Below are 19,595 nucleotides of genomic sequence, written 5' to 3' on the forward strand. Positions count from 1 at the left end.
GAATTGGGAAACAAAATGAGAGTCGCGTGGAGTTTATTGTATTTATTCAGTGCCTTGGCCCTGGCCGGCCCCGTGCTGGTCAAGGAGCAAAAGAAAGGCACCAATCCGCTGATCGTGCCTTATCAGCAATATCGGCTGGATAACGGCCTGACGGTGATCCTGACCCCGGATCACTCGGATCCTCTGGTGCATGTGGAAGTGAATTATCGGGTCGGGCTGGCCGAAGAGGCGCCGGGCCAGTCCGGCATGGCGCATTTGTTCGAACACATGATGTTTCAGGGCTCGGCCCATGTGGGAGAGGAGGGGCATATCCGCCTGCTGCAGCAGGTGGGGGGGCGTGACATCAACGGGCTGACGACACGGGATCAAACCCGCTATTACCAGACGGTGCCGGCCAATCAGCTGGAGAAAGTACTCTGGCTGGAGGCGGATCGGATGGGCTTCCTGCTCGATACCCTGTATCAGCAAAAGTTTGATGCCAAGCGTGACGTGGTCAGGAACGAGCGAGCCGACCTGGTCGACACGCCTGCCTATGGTCGGGTGCTGGAGGTGTTGAACCGTACCCTCTATCCACCCAATCACCCCTATTTCAACACGCCGTTTGGCAGGATGGCGGATCTGGAGCACCTCACCCTGGAGGATGTACGCCAGTTTTTCCTGCGCTGGTATGGCCCCAACAATGCCACCCTGGTGATCGGCGGTGATATCCAGCCGGCGCAAACCCTGGCCTGGGTCGAACGCTACTTCGGCGCCTTGTCGCCAGCCCCCGGCCAGGCTCGCTCAGTGCCCCGGCCTGTGGCGCTGAAAAAGAGTCGATATCGTACCCTGACGGCCCCGGTACAGGACCCCATGCTGGTGCTGGCTTATCCGACCGTTTCGGCCCGGGATCCGGGTTTCGAAGCCCTCGATCTGCTGGCCGATCAACTGGGGGGCTCCGCCAGTGGCCTGCTGCAACAACAGTTGCAACAGAGCGGCAAGCTGGTGTTCGTCTCTGCCCGCCATGAGTGTGGTGTGCTCGCCTGCATGCTGGTGATCCAGGCCATTCCGAATCTGGAGCAGGGCGCCGAGCTCGAACCCATCAAGCGCGAGATAGACGGTGTCATCGCCAGACTGGCCCAGGAGGGCATCCCCGGGGCCCGGCTCGAGCACTCTGCCAATGCCTTGCGTGCCAACCTGGTCTGGTCGCTGGACAGCGTGGCCGGCAAGGCGGAATTATTGGGCACGGGCCACAGCCTGTTTCAGGAGCCCAACTACCTGCATCGTTATCTCGAACGGATGGCGCGGGTGACGCCCGCCGAGGTAAAGCGGGTACTGGACCACTATGTACTGCACAAACCCAGGGTGGTGCTGAGCGTGGTGCCCGAGGCGCATCAAGGGTGGCAGGCCGGCCAGGCCAATTTTGTCGAGCCGCCCCCCTTGCCGCGCACCCTGGCTGAGCCTCTCTTGCGTTCACGTCCGGTCAAGGAGACCCTGGACCGGCGCCAGGAACCCGCCAGTGGCGGGGCGCTGCCCGTGCCACTGCCCACCCTGTGGCAGGCCAGCCTGGGGGATAGGGTCTCCCTGCTCGGTCACTACAGCGATGAGGTGCCAGCCTTTGTCATGCGCATCAACTGGCCCGGCGGGTACCGGGCCGAGCCGGAGGGCAAGGCCGGACTGGCTGAACTGACCGCCAGCATGCTGTCCCAGGGCAGTGAGCGGTGGCAGGCTGCCGCCATTGAGGAGCGGGCGCGTCAGCTGGGCGCCAGCCTGAGTTTTGGCTATGAGGAAGGCTACAGCCAGATCACTGTGCAGGGGGTGACCTCTCACTTCGATGAGACGCTGGCGCTGGTACGGGAGCTGTTGCTGCAGCCGGCCTTGCGACCGGCGGATTTCCAGCGCCTCAAGCTCCAGACCCAGCAATGGTTGAAGCAGCAAGTGCGAGAGCCCCAGTGGCAGGCCGATCAGCAGTTTCATGCGTTGATCGACGGCCTGGCCAGGGTGCCGGATCCGCAGACACAGTGGCAATCCCTGACCCTGGACGATGTGCGCGCCTTCTATCGGGCTGTTTATCGCAGCGGGGAGGCTCGGGTGGTGGTGAGCGGGGATCTGGCGCAGGAGAAGGTGGTGAGTGCACTCTCTTTTCTGGTTGAGCCAGAGGGGCAATCGCCCATCCTGCGGCCCCTCGGCTTTGCCGGCCAGCAGGCCAAGCGGGCCATCTATCTGCTGGATAATCCCGGCGCCAGCCAGAGCCTTGTTCGCATGGGGCGCCGTGCCATGGCGAGCGACGGGTTTGGTGAGCAGTTCCTGGCCGGGTTGATGAATGCCTCCCTGGCGGATCGGCTGCATATCCGCCTGCGTGAGGAGCTGGGATACACCTACTTCATCGATACCGCCTTCAACGGCAACAGTCAGGCGGGCTATTTTCTGCTGCAGAGCAGCGTGCGCACCGAGGTGACCCGGGCCGCCCTGCAGCAGATCCTGCAGGAGCTCGACAAATACCAGCGGCAGGGCCCGACCCGACTGGAGGTGCGTACCCTGCGTGAAGGTGTGCTCAACCGCCAGGCGCTGGATTACGAGACGCTGCCGCAGGAGGTGGAGTACATGCTGCCCATCTTGCTGGCGCAGTGGCCGCAGGATTATGTGGAGCAGCGGGTACGGACGGTCAGCCAGTTGTCGACATTCACCTTGCGAGACTTGGCTCGTCGCTGGCTCGACCCCGACGACATGGTGATCCTGGTGGTGGGGGATGCCAAGGTGCTGGCCCCCGAGCTCGCCGCGCTGGGCTGGCCGGTGCAGCGGATCTCTTCTGTCCCCTGACAAGCGGCTCTCCACTCCTTGATGCAAACAGCCCGCCCCATTCACATGGGGCGGGCTGTTTTTTGAGCCGTGAAAGGTGGCTAGGGCATCAGGCGACGGCCAGCGCCGCCGCCAGATCGGCGATCAGATCGTCGGCATCTTCCACCCCTATGCTGAAGCGGATGAGATCGTCATTCACCCCGGCGGCGAGGCGGCTCGCCTCGTCCATGGCGGCGTGGGTGGTACTGGCCGGATGGCAGGCCAGGCTCTCGAGATCCCCCAGGCTCACCGCCTGCACGAACAGCTGCAGGTTGTCGAGCAGGGTGGCGCAGCGCGCAAAGCCGCCTTCCAGCTCTATGCTCACCATGCCGCCAAAGCCGCTGGCGAAGGCGCCGAGGGCGTCGTGACCCGGATGGCTGGCAAGGCCCGGGTAGATCACCTTCTTCACCGCCGGGTGATCGGCCAGGAACTCGGCCACCTTCTGCGCGTTGTGCAGGTGGGCATCCATGCGCAGTGGCAGGGTCTTGACCCCCCGTTGCAGCAGGTAGGCCTCCTGCGGGCCTATGGGGGAGCCTATGTGCTTGAGGGCCACGGTGCGCACTGATTTCATCAGCGCGTGAGAGCCCGCCACCACACCGGCTATGATGTCGCCGTGGCCGCCCAGATACTTGGTGCCGCTGTGCATGACGATGTCGATGCCAAGCTCGAGCGGGCGCAGCAGATAGGGGGTGAGGAAGGTGTTGTCACACACGCTGATGGCGCCCACCTTGCGGGCCGCCTGCACCACGATGCGCGGATCCACCACCTTGAGGGTGGGGTTGGTCAGGGTTTCGAACAGTACCACCTTGGTGGCGGGACGAATGTTGGCCAGCAGATCCTGATCGCTCTCGTAGGCGGTCACCTTGATGCCGGCGCGGCTGAAGGTCTGCTTGAGAAACGCATCTGTGCCGCCGTAGAGCGGGCCTATGTAGGCCACCTCGTCGCCGCTGTCGGCCAGGGCATACATGATGGCGCTCACCGCCGCCATGCCGCTCGCCACCACCAGTGCCTCGTCGGCACCCTCAAGGGCTGCCAGTTTTTGTTCCAGCTCGGCTGTGGTGGGGTTGCCAAAGCGGCTGTAGATGAAGCCGGGGGCCTGACCCGCGAAACGCTCCTTGCCCGCCTGGGCATTGAAGTAGCTGAAGGTGCTGCTCTGGTAGAGGGGGGTGGTGAGGGCGCCGGTCTGGGGATCGATCCGTTGGCCGCTGTGCACGCTCATGGTTTTGAATTTCATTCTATTACTCCGTCATTGCCAGGCTGTGGCTTAACTGCTTGTGTCATCCGGGTGGCGGGACGCCGCGGCGTCCTCCGTCTAATAGGTATGGCAGAGTCAGGCTGGCTGCGGTTCGCGCCGCTCGCTGTTTGTCGTCTGCCCGCTTGTTGTCTGCTGATTGGCCGACGCCGGGGCGGCGGTATAGTGGCGCGCCGCCACGTCCGGGTGGGAGCGCAGCCTCCCTTTCAGCACGTTTTCACCCACCTGATAGAAGAGCGGGTTGGCGGGGTCGCTCTCGGGTCCTTGTGCCTGCGCCGCCAGCTCGGGGGAGAGCTGCAACAAAGGCACGTTAGCATCGAGTCTCGCCGCCATAAAGAAGGCGCAGGAGAGGCGCGATACCCCCGGCGGCGGGCTCACCACCCGGTGCAGGGTGGCCTTGAGATAGCCGTTGGAAGCCAGCTCCAGCAGTTCGCCGATATTGACCACCAGGGCCCCCGGCAGGGGCGGTGCCGGGATCCAGCCTGCCGCCGTCTCCACTTCGAGTCCGGAGTGATGGTCCTGCATCACCAGGGTCAGGTAGCCGGGATCCTTGTGGGCGCCCACTCCCTGGCTGCTGCTACCCGCTTCGCGCCCCGGATAGTGGATGAGCTTCATGTGCTGATAGGGGGCGCCCTGGATGCTGGCATCGAACACTCCCTGCGGCTGCGCCAGCACCTCGGCGAAGGCGGTGAGCAGGGTGAGGGTGATGTCACTCAGGCGTTCCTGCCAGGCCAGCAGCTGCGTTTTCATCTCGGGCAGGGCGGCGGGCCACTGGTTGGGGCCTATCAGCCGCTGCCAGGGGGCATGGATCTCGTCCTCTGCCAGCGCAGGCGCCTCATTCATGATGTCGAACTGCTCTCGCCTGTCCGGCTGCTGGCGGGTGAGCTCGGCACCCACCTGGTTGTAACCGCGAAAATGGGGGGAGTGCACCATCTGCACCGCGCGTTTTTCCTGCTCCGGCAGGGCGAAGAAGCGGGCCGCCAGCGCCAGGGTCTCTTGCTGCTGCGCCTCGCTCAGGCCATGGCCTGTCAGATAGAAAAAGCCGATGTCGCGGGCCGCCCGGCCAAGCTTGGCCAGCATCTGGCGACGAGTGTCAGGGGCGCCTTCGAGCGCGGCGAGATCGATGATCGGCAGTGGTGAATGTTCCATGTGCACCTCCTCATTTTCTGAGCGCCGGGACGTTTCCCGGCCACTCAGTGCAAAAACGACAGCGCGCCGATCGGTGGTAAGCCACCGGGCCGATCGGTAAAGATGGCGCCATTTGGATTGAGGGTGATGCTACTGTTCGGCGTTATAAGACGGAAACAACAAATTATTCTTAGTTATATACAAAAATCGAAATAGAATTCGATACCCATTTGGCTGGGTGTTTATTAAGCGGTCAATGGGGCCGTGTACCGGCTGTCCCATGGGGGCAGCGGGCACCCGGTTAGTGCGAAAACAAGCGGCTGGCTGGCATGAGCGTTCACGGGCGGGAGTAGGCCTGGCTATCGGAGACGCACAACAGGAAGGGAGGCTGAGGCCTCCCTTCCTGTTGTGCGCGTTGGGCGGGGATCAGGCAGAGGCCTGATCGGTGAGCGTGCTCAGTTGCCCACTCAGTAACCCAGGGTAAAGCGCTGGCGCAGGTGAGCCGGTTTTTCCACCTCGTTCAGCACGCCATCGGCCAGATCGCCGACCGTGATCCCGGCAGGCTTGTCACCGCTAAAGAGCACCTGATCGCCACCGAGGTGATAGCCGCCGCGCTTGTCGCCGGGCTCGAGGAACACGGGCGGGGAGACGAAACGCCAGTCGAGGGTGGTTTCACGGCGCAGGGCGGTGAGACCGTCGCGGGCCGCCAGGGCGCCCTGCTTCCACTCGGCCGGGAAGTCCGGGGTATCCACCAGCTGTACGCCGGGGGCGATTTCCAGACTGCCGGCACCACCGACCACCAGCAACCAGCTGTGGGCGGTCACGGCCGCCGCGACTATGGCCTTGGCCCCTTTGAGGTACTGGTCGTAGATGTCCGGTGCTGTCCAGCCCGGGTTGTAGGCGCTGATCACCCGGTCGTGCCCCTTGAGCGCCTCGGCCAGCGCCTGGCTGTCCTGGGCATCCACCGCCACGGCGGTGACCTGCGGGTGGGCGGCCACCTTGCTTGTGTCACGGACGATGGCGGTGACGTGATGGCCGCGACTGACGGCTTCATTGAGGATGGCTGTACCGACAAAACCGCTAGCACCGATCAGGGCAATTTTCATGGGGAATTCTCCTTCACTGTTGGAATGAGGCTATCCTACGCCGCCGAATGTGATTTAATAATCGGCTATAAAATTGATTCACTTGTAAGCTGGATTTAACAATGGAACAGCTCAAGCGTTACGCCATCTTCGCCGCTGTGGTGGAGGCGGGCAGCATGACAGGCGCCGCCAAGGCCCTCGGCATGACCCCCTCCGCCGTCAGTCAGCATATCAGCCAGCTGGAGAGCCTGCTCGGCCTCACCCTGCTGCACCGCTCCACCCGCCGCCTCAACCTGACCGAGGCGGGAGAGGTGGTGTGGCAGGGGTGCCAGTCCCTGCAGCAGACCCTCAATCAGACCGAGCTGCGCCTCTCGGAGGTGCGTGACGCCCTACTCGGTGAAGTTCGGATCACCGCCCCGGTGGGGATGGCTGGCCAGCCGCTGGCGCGGGCGCTCTCGCCGCTGCTGCAGGCCCACCCCGGCCTGTGCATCCAGATCATCGCGGACGACGAGAAGCGGGATCTCATCGCCGAACGCATCGACGTGGCGCTGAGGGTCGGCACCCTGTCCGACTCCAGCCTGGTGGCACGCAAGCTGGGTCAGACCCGTATGCTGCTGTGTGCCTCGCCCGCCTATCTGGCGCGCAAGGGCACACCGCGCAGCCCGGCAGATCTGCTGGAACACGACTGGCTGGCGGCGGACATGCTGAGCGGGGGCCTGACCTTCTTCGATGACAAGGGGCAGGGCCACAAGGTCAAACCCAAGCCCAGGGTGGTGTGCAACAACGTGCTGCCGCTGCGCCAGTTCACCCTGGCGGGGCAGGGGGTCTCGCTGCAACCCGAGGGGGAGATCGCCGAGGATCTCGCCCAGGGGCGGCTGCTGGAGCTGCTGCCGGGCTATCGGGTGCCGCCCATGGAGATCCACGCCATCACTCCCCAGCGGGAGATCCCGGAGAAGGTGCGACGGGTGATCACGGCCCTGCGCAGCCACTTCGCCGAGCCGGTGGGGGCCGCGGCGGCGCGCCCCTGAGCCGGGTGGCAGGCAGGGGCTGCGCCATTTTGTCTCAACTTGCCAAAAGCAGAGGGCAGCCGATTGGCTGCCCTCTGTCGATGAGATAACTCCCGGCATTACTTCATGTAGAGGCCGCCGTTGATGGCCAGGGTTTCCCCCGTGATATAGGCGCCCGCCTCACTGGCGAGAAAGGCCACGGCGGCGGCTATCTCCTCCGGCTTGGCGAGGCGGCGCATGGGAATGTCGGCCTTGATGCTGTCGAGGATATCGCTGCGGATCGCCTCCACCATAGGGGTGGCTGTGTAACCGGGGGCGATGGCGTTGACCGTGACCCCGAAGCGGGCCCCTTCCGCCGCCAGTGCCTTGGTGAAGCCCAGCATGCCCGCCTTGGCCGCCGAGTAGTTGACCTGACCGAACTGCCCCTTCTGGCCGTTGACCGAGGAGATGTTGATGATGCGGGCATCGCGCTGCTCGCACATGGCGTCGAACAGCGGCTGGGTCACGTTGTAGAGGCTGCACAGATTGGTGTGGATCACCTCGAACCACTGCTCCGGCGCCATGCGCTTGAAGGCGCCATCCCGGGTGATGCCGGCGTTGTTGACCAGCACGTCCACCCGACCCTCGTCCTGCAACAGGCGACCCAGGGTTTCGCGGCACATGGCGGTGTCGGCCACGTCCAGCGGCAGCAGCCGCACCTGCTCCGGCCGATAACCCTGCTCCCCGTACCAGTCGTGGGCCGCCGCACTGTTGCCGCTGGAGTGAGTGGCTATGATACGATACTCCTGGGCCAGCAAGGCGGTGGTGATGGCGGATCCTATGCCGCCACGGGCTCCGGTGATCAAGGCAATTTTTTTCATCTTGGCTCTCCCTGCAAAAGATTCGAACGAGGACTTTATTGGCTTTTCAGGCTAATTGATATATTTGTTTTCAAACAATCTGACAGGGAAATGCGTCATTTTTGTGACAGCCTGCCAAGCTGGCGTGACGGCCTTGTTGAAGGCCCAGGTGACGGCATGGCGTCGAGTGACAAGCGGCGTGCGCTGCCTGCCGGTGGCCGCAGGCCACTTGCCGCCGGGGCGACGGCCATGTTTAATGTGGCCACTTGGGCGAGCGTGCCCCTCTGCCGGCAGCGATCCCGACCACCCAATGACACCTACCTTCCCTCTCGCATCCCCGGGCCCCGCGCCACAGGCTAGCGCCCATTTCACCCGCATCGAGCGGGTGCTCGACTACATCCATGGGCATCTGGATCAGCCGTTGTCGTTGGAGCAGCTGGCCGAGCAGAGCTGCTGGTCGCGCTGGCAGTTGCAGCGGGTCTTCCTGCACGAGACAGGGCAGACGGTGGCCCACTATGTGCGCGAGCTCAAGCTGAGCCTGGCGGCGGAGGCGCTGCTCACGAGCCGCCAGCGGGTGCTGGATCTGGCGCTCTGCTACGGCTTTGGTTCCGAGGTGAGTTTCAGCCGCGCCTTCAAGCAGCAGTTCGGCTGCTCGCCGCTGGCCTATCGCAAGCGGGGGATGCGGCTGGGGTTGCGCACCCCGCTGGTGCGAGCCCATACGCCGCTCGCCAGCGCCCCCAGACTGGTGCAGGTACGGGTCGAGAGTCAGCCGGGCTTCATATTGCAGGGGGTCAAGGGGCTGATCCGCGGGCTCTTCGCCAGCGAGCCCGATTTCCAGCAGACGGTGCCCGCCATCTGGCATGCCTTGCGCAGTGCCGGCGGTCTGGACAGGGCCCGCGATCTGATCGGCGTGGTGGATGTGTCAGGCGCGGGAGAGCAGCTGGTCTACTGGGCGGGCGTGGCGGCAGAGGAGGGGAGCGAGCCGCCGAGCGGGCTGGCTCGTCTGGCCATCCCGCCCCAGGAGTACGCCGTGCTCAGCCATGTGGGCCCCATCAGCCAGCTGGGGCAGACTCTCAACTGGTTCATCCTGCACTGGCTGCCCGCCTCGGGTTATCGGGGGCTGGATGGTTTCGAGCTGGAGCGTTACACCCCCGACTTCGATGGCCAACAGCCTTATGCCCGCATGGAGTACTGGTTGCCCATAGCGCCCCGCCAGGGCTGAACCCTGTGAGCGGTTTGGCGGCAGGGCGCCCATCCCCCGGTCTGCATAAAGCACTGTGGCGCCTTGCCATTGACCGCCATCTCATTACAGCCTTCCCTCAGAGAAAATAGCCATTTGAATTCAATCCCTTTTTTCCATCGACATGGAAGGTCGTCGGATGGGGCTTGTCTTGCCCCTTTTTTGCCGTTTTTCCTGCCAACATGCCCCAAATTGTTAATTCAAGGGCAAATTGACCCAATAAAATGCAAATGAGATTTGTTACTATTCAATCATTGCATTCGAGGATCAGATGTACGCCACTCACCCCCCTTTGACCCTGGTCGCCGCGACCCTCTCCGCCCTGTTGGCAGGCCCAGTGCTGGCCGCACCCACGTCCAATGCGCAAGGCGCGGTGGCCGATGAAACCCTGACGGTACTGGGTCAGACCTATCGCAACACGGCGACCAAGACCCGGCTCGACCCCATGGAGACGCCCCAGGCCATCTCTGTGGTGGATGGCGAGACCCTGGAGCAGCGCGGTGTAAGCTCGGTGAGCGAGGCGCTGCGCTACGTGCCCGGCGTCAATACCGAGCTGCGCGGCGGGGCGGTCAACCGGCTGGATCTGTTCAACATCCGCGGCTTTGACAACTACCAGAACTTCTACGACGGCCTGCTGCTGCAGTACAACGACTGGAACCTGCAACCCCAGATAGATCCGGTGGCCATAGAGCAGCTGGAGGTGTTCAAGGGGCCGACCTCTGTGCTCTACGGCAGCATGCCGCCGGGGGGCATGGTCAACCTGATCGCCAAGCGGCCGCAGCGGGAAGCCAGGCACAGCGTCGGCGTGGCGACGGGCACAGGCACCCTCAAGGAGCTGACCCTCGACAGCACGGGTGCCCTCAACGATCAGCTTGCCTATCGGCTGGTGGGACTGGCCCGTCAGAAAGACGGCCAGGCGGTGACCTCAGAGGAGGAGCGCTACGTGCTGGCGCCGTCGCTGGACTGGCAGTTGAGTGATCGCACCCTGCTGAACCTCAACCTCTATTACCAGAAAGACCCGCAAGCCGGTATCTACACCACAGTGCCTGCCAGCGGCTCGGTCAAATCCAATCCTCTGGGCCAGCTTGGCAGCGATACCTTCCTTGGCGATGAAAACTGGAACCACTACAGCCGTGAGGTGACCCTGCTCGGCTACAAATTGAGCCACGACTTCAACGCCAACTGGCAGCTGCTGCAAAACGCCCGCTACATGGATGCCTCGGCCAACCAGCAGAACACCTACAATGCGGCGCTGGCGGCAGACAACCGCACCCTGGCCCGCAACGCCTATCTGACCGATGAAGACTCTCGCGGCTTTGTCATCGACAACCAGCTGGCGGGCAAGGTGATGACCGGCAGCGCCCGGCACAACCTGCTGCTTGGGGTCGATTACCAGTATCTGGATGCCCGTATTCTCTACCGGGACACCCTCGACTATTCGGCGCCCGGCATCGACATCTTCAACCCGAACCACAGCCAGATAGTGCCGGCGGCCCTCACCTTCAACTATCAGGACAGCAAGACCATCCGCCAGTCCCAGACCGGCGTCTATCTGCAGGATCAGGTGCGTCTGGACCGGCTGGTGGCCATAGGCGGTGCCCGCTATGACAGCTACCGGATGGACACCGACAGCCAGACCCTCTATCAGGGGGCGGCGAGCAACACCCTGGCCCAGATTGATCAGGACAACCTATCCTTCCGTCTCGGCGCTCTCTATGAGCTGGATGGCGGCTTCTCGCCCTATGTGAGCTATGCCGAGAGCTTCGAGCCGGTGGCGGGGGCGGACAAGAATGGCCAGGCGTTCAAACCGGCCACAGGCCATCAGTGGGAGGGGGGGCTCAAGTTTCTCTCCGAGGACATGAGCAAGACCTTTACCGCTTCGGTCTTCCACATCACCAAGCAAAATGCCCTGGTGACGGATCCGGACAACGTCTACGGGCCCAAGCTGCAGACCGGCGAGATGGTCTCCAGGGGCGTCGAGCTGGAGGGGCGCGTCGATCTCACCAGCCGGCTGGATCTGGCGCTGAGCTATACCCGCCAGGACATGGAGATCACCCGAGATACCACCAGCCTGCAGGGCAAGACCCCGGTCTGGGTGCCCAAGCAGATGGCTTCGCTCTGGAGCAACTACCTGCCGGGTGGCCAGCTGGAGGGGATGCGGGTTGGCGCCGGCCTGCGCTACGTGGGGGAGGCGCAGCTTGATGCCGCCAACACGGATACGGTGCCGGATTATCTCTTGATGGACATGTCCGCCTCCTACGATCTGGCCCAACTCAGCCAGCGCCTGCAAGGGGTGGAGGCCTCGCTGAGCGCCAGCAACCTGTTCAACAAGACCTACTACTCCTGCTACGACCAGAACAACTGCTGGTTCGGGGCAGAGCGCAACGTGGAGGCGCGACTCAAATTCGTATTCTGACCCTGCGCCCCGGGCCGCGTCCGGGGCATGCTCATCTTCTACTCGCCGCAGATGGTCGTCCGCGCGCCTTGCCCCGCGGGCTCGGCGCGCTGGCCGTGCACACGGAGATCCGTGCGCTGGCGGATCATGGCGCCCTGTTTGCGGCAGCCAGCGGGCTTATTCCTTCGCTCAAGGGGCGGTTGGCGGAGGCGGGGGACTCGCCCCCTTTGCTGGCAGCTTCCCCTCATTCAACCCCGGCCGAGGTAGCGGCGGCGCTGCATGATCACTGGCGGCTGGCGCACCCGGAGGCGGGGCCCGCCTACTGGCTGACCCGCTGCTGGGGCATGCTGTGCTGGCAGTCCCTCTATCTCGCCATGGTGGCCGTCTATCGACTGGGGGCCGTGCCTGCGCTGGACAAGCTGGGGCAGGGTTATCAGGATGGGCTGGTATCGGGCTTCATCCTGCCGGCCGAGCCCATGATCAAGGGGGAGCTGGATGCCTTGATCAAGGCCGCGGGCGAGCGGCTGCAGGCCCACTGGCAGGCGCTGTTCACGCTGCTGGGCGGGGTGCAGCGGCTCAGACCCGGTTTCGTGCGCCCGCTCTTGGCGGACGATCTGCTGGCGGCCCTGGTGCGGGTACCCGACTTCTTCACCCATGTGAGCCCTGAACAGGTGAGCGAGCACGCGCCGCGCTGGCTCGCCGCCTGCGGTCTGCCGGCCGAGCATCTGGCGGGGTGGCGTCCGGCGTCATGGCCGCAAGAGGGTGCTTTTCCTGGCTATGTGCGCCAGCGTTGCTGCCTGCACTACAAGCGCCGTGATGGGGAGCTTTGCGCCAACTGCCCGAGGCGGCAGGGGGCCGCAAGTTGCGGCGAGGGATCCTGAGGCGCCCAGGCGCCGGCGTGTCGAGAGGCGTGGGCGCCGCCCCCAGGGGCGGCTTTTTTACGCCTCTTTCTGCTCCCCCATCTTGCTGCGAATGCGCTCGAACAGGCTCTGCAGGCAGGGCTGGTCCTTGTCGGCGGCACGCACGGCCCCATACATATGGCGGCGGATGCCCTGTCCCAGCGGCCTGGCTTCGAGCAAGCCCTGACGCACAAACTCCTCGCTGGCCCAGCGCGGCAGGGCGGCGACCCCGAGCCCGGCGGCGGCCATCTGCAGCATGACGGAGGTGTTGTCCACCAGCTTGCAGCGGGCGGGCTCGACCCCGGCGGGTTGCAAAAAGCGGCTGAACACGTCCATGCGGGCCCGCTCCACCGGGTAGACCAGCAGCACTTCCCGTTGCAGATCGGTGGGGCTGATGAGTGACTGCTGGCAGAGGGAGTGATCGGGCGCCATCACCAGGGTGAGATCGAAGGCGAACAGCGGCTCGAAGTGCAGATCGCCGCGTGCCTGCACATCCGAGGTGAGCAGCAGGTCGAGCTGGCCGCCGAGCAGGGCATTGATGGCATCGAAGCCGGGCACAGACTCCACCTCCAGATCCACCCCGGGCCACTGGCGGCGAAAATCGGGCAAGAGCGGCAGCAGCCACTGGATGCAGCTGTGGCAATCCAGCGCCAGGTGCAGCCGGCCCGCGTCGCCGCTGTGCAGGGCCTGCAGCTGTTTCTCGGTCTGGGCCAGCGCCGGCAGCACCTGGCGGGCCAGACTCAGCAACTGCTGGCCCGCCGCCGTCAGCACCAGGGGGCGGCTCTTGCGCAGGTAGAGCTCCAGGTTGAGGCGGGTTTCCAGCTCTTTGAGCTGATGGGAGAGGGCCGACTGGGTGAGGTTGAGAGTCAGCGCCGCGCCGGCCAGCGAACCCTGCTCGGCCAGCGCGGTCAGGGTTCTCAAGTGCTTGATTTCCAGGCCTGAATTGCTTGGCACTGCCATAACATGGCTCCTTGTTGCATCAATCGCGGATTTCTTGAGAGGCTGTTGAAAAGGATTCAATAGCCAACGTCACCTTATCTTGTCATTTTGGATGTGTAAACATCTGGATGGCTAAATCATCCAGTTTCCCATCAGATGAACGAGCATAAGGAATTGGACCTATGACACGAGCACACACCCTGGGCTTCCCCCGTATCGGCGCCAAGCGCGAGCTGAAATTTGCCCTCGAATCTTACTGGCGTGGCGAGACAACTCAGGCGGAACTCATCGCCACCGGCAAGAGCCTGCGTGAACGTCATTGGCAGGCCCAGCGCACCGCCGGGGTCAACCTGCTGCCGGTGGGGGACTTTGCCTGGTACGACCAAGTGCTCGGCACCAGCCTGCTGGTGGATGCCATCCCCGAGCGTCACCGCCATGGCGACACCGATCTCGATACCCTGTTCCGGGTGGCCCGTGGTCGTGCGCCGACCGGCCCGGCGGCCGCCGCCGCCGAGATGACCAAGTGGTTCAACACCAACTACCACTACCTGGTGCCCGAGTTCAGCCGTGACCAGCGCTTCAAGCTGGGTTGGAGTCAGCTGTTTGATGAGGTGGAAGAGGCCAAGGCGCAGGGGCTGCCGGTCAAGGCCGTGCTGCTGGGGCCCGTCTCCTACCTGTGGCTCGGCAAGGAGAAAGAGAGCGGATTCTCTCGTCTGGAATTGCTCGAGCGCCTGCTGATCGTCTATCAGGAGATCCTGGCCAAGCTGGCATCTCAGGGAGTGGAGTGGGTACAGATCGACGAGCCGGCGCTGGCGCTGGACCTGCCGGACGAGTGGCGCCTGGCCTATCTGAATGCCTATGAGCGCCTGAGCGGCCCCTGCAAGCTGCTGCTCACCACCTATTTCGGTTCCGTGGCCCATCAGCGCGACATCATCACCAGCCTGAAGGTGGATGGCCTGCACCTGGATCTGGTGGCGGCGCCCGAGCAGCTGGAGACCCTCATTCCTCATCTGCCGGCCCAGTGGGTCATCTCCGCCGGGGTGATCAATGGTCGTAACGTCTGGCGTGCCAACCTGGCCAAGCTGGCACCGACGCTCAACGCATTGAAAGCCAAGCTCGGCGAGCGGCTCTGGGTGGCTTCTTCCTGCTCCCTGCTGCACAGTCCGGTGGATCTCACCCTGGAGCACGAGCTGGACGGCCAGACCCGCAGCTGGTTCGCCTTCGCCCTGCAAAAGTGCTACGAGCTGGGGTTGCTGGCTGACTATCTGGACTGTGGTGACATCGACAAGATCACCGCCTACAGCCAGCCCATCGTGGATCGGGAGTCCGACAGCCGGGTCCACAAGAAAGCGGTGCAGTCACGGCTCGCCAGCCTCACCAACAGCGATTTCGACCGCCAGAGCGCCTACCCGGTGCGGGCGCAGGCGCAGCGCTCGGATCTCAAGCTGCCGCTCTTGCCGACCACCACCATAGGCTCCTTCCCGCAGACCTCGGAAATTCGGGTGCTGCGCCAGGATTGGCGCGCCAGTCGCATCGACGACCAGGCCTACGAGGCGGGTATTCAAGCCCAGATCAAGGATGCCATCGAGCGTCAGGAGGCCATCGGGCTGGACGTGCTGGTGCACGGCGAAGCCGAGCGCAACGACATGGTGGAGTATTTCGGTGAGCTGCTGGACGGCTTTGCCATCACCCGCTTCGGCTGGGTGCAGAGCTATGGCTCCCGCTGCGTCAAGCCGCCGGTGATCACCCGGGATATCGACCGCCCGACCCCCATGACGTTGGAGTGGACCAAGTTTGCCCAGAGCCTGACCGACAAGCCGGTCAAGGGCATGCTGACCGGGCCCGTGACCATACTCTGCTGGTCCTTCCCGCGCGAAGACGTGAGCCGCGAGCAGTCCGCCCTGCAAATTGGGCTGGCCATTCGCGACGAGGTGGCTGACTTGGAAGCCGCTGGCATCAAGATCATCCAGATCGATGAACCGGCGATCCGCGAGGGCTTGCCCCTGCGCAAGCAGGATCATCAGACGTATCTCGACTGGGCGGTGCGCGCCTTCCGCCTGAGTGCCAGCCCGGTAGTGGACAGCACCCAGATCCACACCCACATGTGTTACAGCGACTTCAACCTCATCATAGAGGCGGTGGCGGCGCTGGACGCGGACGTGATCACCATAGAGACCAGCCGCAGCCAGATGCAGCTGCTCGAAGCGTTCGAGCGCTTCAACTACCCCAACGAAATCGGCCCGGGCGTCTATGACATCCACTCACCGAACGTGCCGAGCCAGAGCTGGATTGAGGGCTTGCTGCGCAAGGCGGCCAAACAGATCCCGGCCGAGCGGCTCTGGGTCAACCCGGATTGCGGCCTCAAGACCCGCGGCTGGGAAGAGACCACTGCTGCTCTCACAGTGATGGTGGAGGCGACTCGGGCACTGCGGGCAGAACTGGCCTAGTTAGGCAGCCAGGCCGGCCAAGAATCAGCAAATAACAACAGAGTTTGGGTATAACGAAAGAGGGAAGGCGCACGCCTTCCCTCTGTTTTTGTGCGGGCAGGCCCGCGCCAACCCTGTGTGCGCTAGGCTCAGGACAGGGTGATGTGGGCGGGGCAGGAAATGATGAAAGCAGGTGTCTGGATCGGGAGTCTATGGGCACTGTTATTGGCCACTTGCCCTCTGGCGGCTCCTGACCCCTCGCTCAACATGGTCTATTTCAATGATTTTGCTCCCTACTCCTGGCGTGACGAGCAGGGCAAGATGCGGGGCATCATGGTGGATGTGATGGACAGGGTCGCGGGCGAGCTCGGCATCCGCGTCACTCATCAGGGGTATCCCTGGCTGCGGGCCCAGAAACTGGTGCGCTCCGGCCAGGCCGATGGCTTTGTCACAGTGCCGACCCAGGAGCGGCGGGGCTATACCCAGGTGGTGGAGGAGCCGGTCGCCGTATCCACCCTGACCCTGTTCACCCAGGCGGGCCACCCCCAGCTGGCGCGGCTCAATCAGGCTCGCGCCCTGGCGGATCTCAAGGCGTTCACCATCCTCGACTACATAGGCAATGGCTGGGGCAAGGAGAATCTGGTGGGATTCAAGGTCCATCTGACCATGAATGTGGACAACGTCTTCAAGATGCTCTCGGCCGGCCGGGGGGACTTGATGATCACGGATCCCATCGTGGCCAACTTCAAGCTCCGCCAACTGGGGCTGACGGGACACATCATAGAGGTGCCGCTTCAGCTGGGGTTGACCCCGCTCACCCTCTGCCTCGCCCATACCTCTCCCTTTCACCGCCGGGCGGCCGAGTTCTCCCGCGTCCTGGTCAGGCTGCGCCAGAGCGGCGAGCTGGCCCGCATCGAGGCGCGTTATCGTTAGGGAGGTTGCGCCATGGCGCCGGATAACGGCTTGTTAAAACAAGGAGGGCGGCCAGGGCCGCCCTCCTTGTATCTGCGTCAGCGCGCCATCAGCAAGGGCGCCGGGGACGGGTTCAGGTAGTGCACATGGGAGAGGGCGGGTTGCAGCTCCCGAGGTGCTTGCTCCCGCGCCAGCGTCTCGGCCAGCCAGTGGGCATCGAGGGGAATGGCGTTGCGATCGTCGACCACCTGGTTGAGGTGCTGGGCCCCGAGGCAGCCGTAGCGCGCGGGATCTGTCTGGGTAAAGAGACCCAGGCAAGGCACGCCGCTGGCGGCGGCCAGATGAAGCGGGCCCGTGTCGCAGCTGACGAAGAGGGCGAGGCCGCTGGCGAAGCGGGCCAATTCGCTCAAGTTGCTCAGGGAGACCTGCATGTCGCCCAGCAGGGGCAGGGGATCGGCCGGATCATTGAACTGGATCAGCAGGGCATCCGGGCGCTGGCGGCGCAGATCCCCGAGCAGCCGCTGCCATTGGGGAAGGGAGAGCCCCTTGCCCTTGCGGGCACCGGTGAAAAAGCCGATGAGGGGCCGGCCGGGATGGGTCTGTGCCAACGCCGTCAGGTGTGGGCAGGCGGTGCACAGCACGCTGCCCAGTTCAATCTGATCGGCCAGGCTGGCGTGCATGCCGAGCAGTTGCAGCGGCTGGTGGGCATAGTGGCAGTGGTCGTTGGCGGCGAGCGGCCGATCGAACAGCGCATCGCCTCTGGCATCCTCAAAGCCCAGCTTCTCGCAGGCCTTCACCCAGGCGGCGATCAGGTGATCCGTGCTGGAGGCAAACGGCACATAGACCTTGTCATACTGCTGGCGACGCAGGCGCCACAGCACGGGCAGGGCCGCGAGCAGGCGCTTGCCCTGCAATCTGACCTGATGAAGCTGGTGCAGTTGCAGATCGGCCAGAAAGGGGAGCAGCTGGCCGCCGCTGCACACCAGCTCTATCTCGGCGTTGGGGTGGGCGCTGCGTACCTTTTGCAAAAAGGGCAGCAGGAACAGATTGTTGCCGATGCGGTTGGTGCTGCGGATGATGAGGATCCGTCGGGCTGGCTGGCTTGAGGCCGGCAGCCTGCTTCGTCTGGCAAGCCAGGCGAGGGCCGCCCGCTCCAGCCCGGCCGTCCAGCAACGGCGCTGGCCGTCGAAGCGACGCAGGGCATCTCTGATGGTGCTCATGATGAGTGGCTCTGTTGATGACAATGACATCAAGGTGACACGGCAAGTCTTAAGAAAGCGTTAAGAGGAGAGAAAAAAGCGGTCGTCACCCCTTTTTTTGTAAGAATTTTTTGCGGCATCACAGTTTGGAGGCGGCTGAGCGGATCCGGGAGGCCATTTTTGATGAAAAACGCCTGCATGACGGCGGTCGACGGGCCGGATGGGATTTCTGCGTGATCCGCTTGCCTGCGCGCTGGCATTGAGTGAGGGTGACTCGCTAGAATTGCGCATTTGAAATAAACCTTATCCGTTGGAAACCGCATGCAGTTCAGGGATTTCTTTCCGGTATCGACCAATACCAGTGTCAAAGAGAGTTGTTATGGCGCCCTCGGTGCCTTCGTCGGGCTGTTCGGCACCGCCTTCGTGTGCCAGTGGGGGCTGGGGCTCAATGTTCACTGGCTGATCGCGCCCATGGGGGCGTCCGCCGTGCTGCTGTTTGCCGCGCCCGCCAGCCCGCTTGCCCAGCCCTGGTCCATCCTGGTGGGCAACGGGGTATCGGCGTTGATGGGGGTGATCAGTGCCCAGCTGATCCCGGACATGGCGTTGGCCTCTGCCGCAGCCGTGATGCTGGCCATCGCGGCCATGTTCCTCACCCGCAGCCTGCATCCGCCTGGGGGCGCCGTGGCCTTGACCGCCGTCATCGGCGGCGAGGGGATCCGCCAGCTGGGGGTGGGCTACGTATTGCTGCCGGTGCTGCTCAATTCGTTGTTGTTGCTGATGCTGGCCCTGCTCTACAACCGGCTGCTGGGGCGCCGTTACCCCAATAGCGGCAAGGCTCAGCTCAATCGTCACCAGACCGCCGATCCCCAGCCGAGCGAGCGTATCGCGACCCAGGCCACGGCGATCGATCTTGCGCTGGAGCAGCACGGTGAGCTGCTCGACATCAGTCGCCAGGATCTGCAGGCCTTGCTGCAGGAGGCCCAGCTGCACGCCCTGCGTGCGAGGGTGGGTACGGTGCGAGTACAGGATGTGATGTCGCGGGATCTGATCCTGATCGGGCCGGATCAGCCGGCCATGGCGGCGTGGCGGCTGCTCTCCCATCATCAGATCAAGGCGCTGCCGGTGGTAGATGAGGCGGGGTGCCTCGCCGGCATCATTACCCTGCACGACTTGATGATCGATCGGGTGTTGCAACAACCGCGGGGCGCCGCGGCTCTGGCAGCACTGCGGGTCGCGGATCTGATGACCCGCGACGTGTCGACGGCCCGCCGCTACCAGCCCCTCTACGATCTGGTGGCCGCCTTCTCCGATGGCGGCTTGCACCACATGCCGGTGGTGGACGGGGAGCAGCTGGTCGGCATGCTGACCCAGTCGGACATGGTGGCGGCCCTGTTCACCCTGGCCCTGCAGCCCGCGCTGGCCGAGGCTGATCAGGGAGCCGGCGGCTAACGAAGAAGGCC

At 64.1% G+C, this 19,595-nt stretch carries 14 protein-coding genes; 8 read left to right on the forward strand and 6 right to left on the reverse strand.

Annotated elements, in window-relative coordinates:
* Positions 1-15 precede the first annotated feature (15 nt).
* A complete protein-coding gene (locus IU367_RS09620) occupies positions 16-2,796 on the forward strand; it encodes a M16 family metallopeptidase (RefSeq protein ID WP_274454153.1) in 2,781 nt (926 codons plus the stop codon).
* An 88-nt stretch (positions 2,797-2,884) separates the two neighbouring features.
* On the opposite strand, the gene IU367_RS09625 is transcribed toward IU367_RS09620, so the two are convergent.
* From IU367_RS09625 to IU367_RS09635, 3 genes are all read right to left on the reverse strand, one after another.
* Positions 2,885-4,048: a trans-sulfuration enzyme family protein gene (locus IU367_RS09625; protein ID WP_241279097.1), complete on the reverse strand. Its 1,164-nt coding sequence runs from the start codon at positions 4,046-4,048 to the stop codon at positions 2,885-2,887.
* 96 nt (positions 4,049-4,144) lie between these two features.
* Positions 4,145-5,215, reverse strand: coding sequence for an isopenicillin N synthase family dioxygenase (locus tag IU367_RS09630; protein WP_274454154.1), 1,071 nt, complete (start codon positions 5,213-5,215; stop codon positions 4,145-4,147).
* 446 nt (positions 5,216-5,661) lie between these two features.
* On the reverse strand, positions 5,662-6,300 hold the full coding sequence (locus IU367_RS09635) for an NAD(P)-dependent oxidoreductase (protein WP_274454155.1): 639 nt from the start codon (positions 6,298-6,300) through the stop codon (positions 5,662-5,664).
* A gap of 101 nt (positions 6,301-6,401) precedes the next feature.
* Here IU367_RS09635 and IU367_RS09640 point away from each other — a divergent pair, with 101 nt between their 5' ends.
* Positions 6,402-7,307, forward strand: coding sequence for a LysR family transcriptional regulator (locus tag IU367_RS09640; protein ID WP_274454156.1), 906 nt, complete (start codon positions 6,402-6,404; stop codon positions 7,305-7,307).
* Positions 7,308-7,405: 98 nt separating this feature from the next.
* On the opposite strand, the gene IU367_RS09645 is transcribed toward IU367_RS09640, so the two are convergent.
* On the reverse strand, positions 7,406-8,146 hold the full coding sequence (locus tag IU367_RS09645; RefSeq protein WP_043557713.1) for an SDR family oxidoreductase: 741 nt from the start codon (positions 8,144-8,146) through the stop codon (positions 7,406-7,408).
* Between the two features lie 289 nt (positions 8,147-8,435).
* Between IU367_RS09645 and IU367_RS09650 the strand changes: the two genes are divergently transcribed.
* From IU367_RS09650 to IU367_RS09660, 3 genes are all read left to right on the forward strand, one after another.
* A complete protein-coding gene (locus IU367_RS09650; protein ID WP_241325902.1) occupies positions 8,436-9,347 on the forward strand; it encodes an AraC family transcriptional regulator in 912 nt (303 codons plus the stop codon).
* Between the two features lie 289 nt (positions 9,348-9,636).
* The gene (locus IU367_RS09655; RefSeq protein ID WP_274454157.1) at positions 9,637-11,781 is read left to right on the forward strand and encodes a TonB-dependent siderophore receptor; all 2,145 of its coding nucleotides are present in this window, start codon (positions 9,637-9,639) and stop codon (positions 11,779-11,781) included.
* Positions 11,782-11,849: 68 nt separating this feature from the next.
* A complete protein-coding gene (locus IU367_RS09660; RefSeq protein ID WP_420796499.1) occupies positions 11,850-12,641 on the forward strand; it encodes a siderophore ferric iron reductase in 792 nt (263 codons plus the stop codon).
* A gap of 57 nt (positions 12,642-12,698) precedes the next feature.
* Here the strand turns inward: IU367_RS09660 and IU367_RS09665 are convergent, their stop codons facing one another.
* Positions 12,699-13,619: a LysR substrate-binding domain-containing protein gene (locus tag IU367_RS09665; protein ID WP_274454158.1), complete on the reverse strand. Its 921-nt coding sequence runs from the start codon at positions 13,617-13,619 to the stop codon at positions 12,699-12,701.
* A gap of 161 nt (positions 13,620-13,780) precedes the next feature.
* Here IU367_RS09665 and metE point away from each other — a divergent pair, with 161 nt between their 5' ends.
* Complete coding sequence (gene metE, locus IU367_RS09670; RefSeq protein ID WP_274454159.1) at positions 13,781-16,045, forward strand: 5-methyltetrahydropteroyltriglutamate--homocysteine S-methyltransferase; 2,265 nt, start codon at positions 13,781-13,783, stop codon at positions 16,043-16,045.
* 246 nt (positions 16,046-16,291) lie between these two features.
* Complete coding sequence (locus tag IU367_RS09675; RefSeq protein ID WP_241325953.1) at positions 16,292-16,957, forward strand: substrate-binding periplasmic protein; 666 nt, start codon at positions 16,292-16,294, stop codon at positions 16,955-16,957.
* A gap of 77 nt (positions 16,958-17,034) precedes the next feature.
* Here the strand turns inward: IU367_RS09675 and IU367_RS09680 are convergent, their stop codons facing one another.
* Positions 17,035-18,156, reverse strand: coding sequence for a glycosyltransferase family 9 protein (locus tag IU367_RS09680; protein ID WP_274454160.1), 1,122 nt, complete (start codon positions 18,154-18,156; stop codon positions 17,035-17,037).
* Positions 18,157-18,456: 300 nt separating this feature from the next.
* Between IU367_RS09680 and IU367_RS09685 the strand changes: the two genes are divergently transcribed.
* Entirely contained in the window at positions 18,457-19,584 is a 1,128-nt protein-coding gene (locus IU367_RS09685) for an HPP family protein (protein WP_274454161.1), read from the forward strand.
* The last annotated feature ends 11 nt before the right edge of the window (positions 19,585-19,595 follow it).

The organism is Aeromonas bestiarum (genome assembly GCF_028751155.1).
Taxonomy (GTDB): domain Bacteria; phylum Pseudomonadota; class Gammaproteobacteria; order Enterobacterales; family Aeromonadaceae; genus Aeromonas; species Aeromonas bestiarum.

Bases quoted from the DNA above. Each gene is read 5' to 3' on its own strand.
- IU367_RS09655 (WP_274454157.1), top strand. From the start codon at position 9,637: ATGTACGCCACTCACCCCCCTTTGACCCTGGTCGCCGCGACCCTCTCC.
- IU367_RS09650 (WP_241325902.1), top strand. From the start codon at position 8,436: ATGACACCTACCTTCCCTCTCGCATCCCCGGGCCCCGCGCCACAGGCT.
- IU367_RS09635 (WP_274454155.1), bottom strand. From the start codon at position 6,300: ATGAAAATTGCCCTGATCGGTGCTAGCGGTTTTGTCGGTACAGCCATC.
- metE (WP_274454159.1), top strand. From the start codon at position 13,781: ATGACACGAGCACACACCCTGGGCTTCCCCCGTATCGGCGCCAAGCGC.
- IU367_RS09675 (WP_241325953.1), top strand. From the start codon at position 16,292: ATGGTCTATTTCAATGATTTTGCTCCCTACTCCTGGCGTGACGAGCAG.
- IU367_RS09665 (WP_274454158.1), bottom strand. From the start codon at position 13,619: ATGGCAGTGCCAAGCAATTCAGGCCTGGAAATCAAGCACTTGAGAACC.
- IU367_RS09620 (WP_274454153.1), top strand. From the start codon at position 16: ATGAGAGTCGCGTGGAGTTTATTGTATTTATTCAGTGCCTTGGCCCTG.
- IU367_RS09630 (WP_274454154.1), bottom strand. From the start codon at position 5,215: ATGGAACATTCACCACTGCCGATCATCGATCTCGCCGCGCTCGAAGGC.
- IU367_RS09640 (WP_274454156.1), top strand. From the start codon at position 6,402: ATGGAACAGCTCAAGCGTTACGCCATCTTCGCCGCTGTGGTGGAGGCG.
- IU367_RS09680 (WP_274454160.1), bottom strand. From the start codon at position 18,156: ATGAGCACCATCAGAGATGCCCTGCGTCGCTTCGACGGCCAGCGCCGT.
- IU367_RS09645 (WP_043557713.1), bottom strand. From the start codon at position 8,146: ATGAAAAAAATTGCCTTGATCACCGGAGCCCGTGGCGGCATAGGATCC.
- IU367_RS09625 (WP_241279097.1), bottom strand. From the start codon at position 4,048: ATGAAATTCAAAACCATGAGCGTGCACAGCGGCCAACGGATCGATCCC.
- IU367_RS09685 (WP_274454161.1), top strand. From the start codon at position 18,457: ATGCAGTTCAGGGATTTCTTTCCGGTATCGACCAATACCAGTGTCAAA.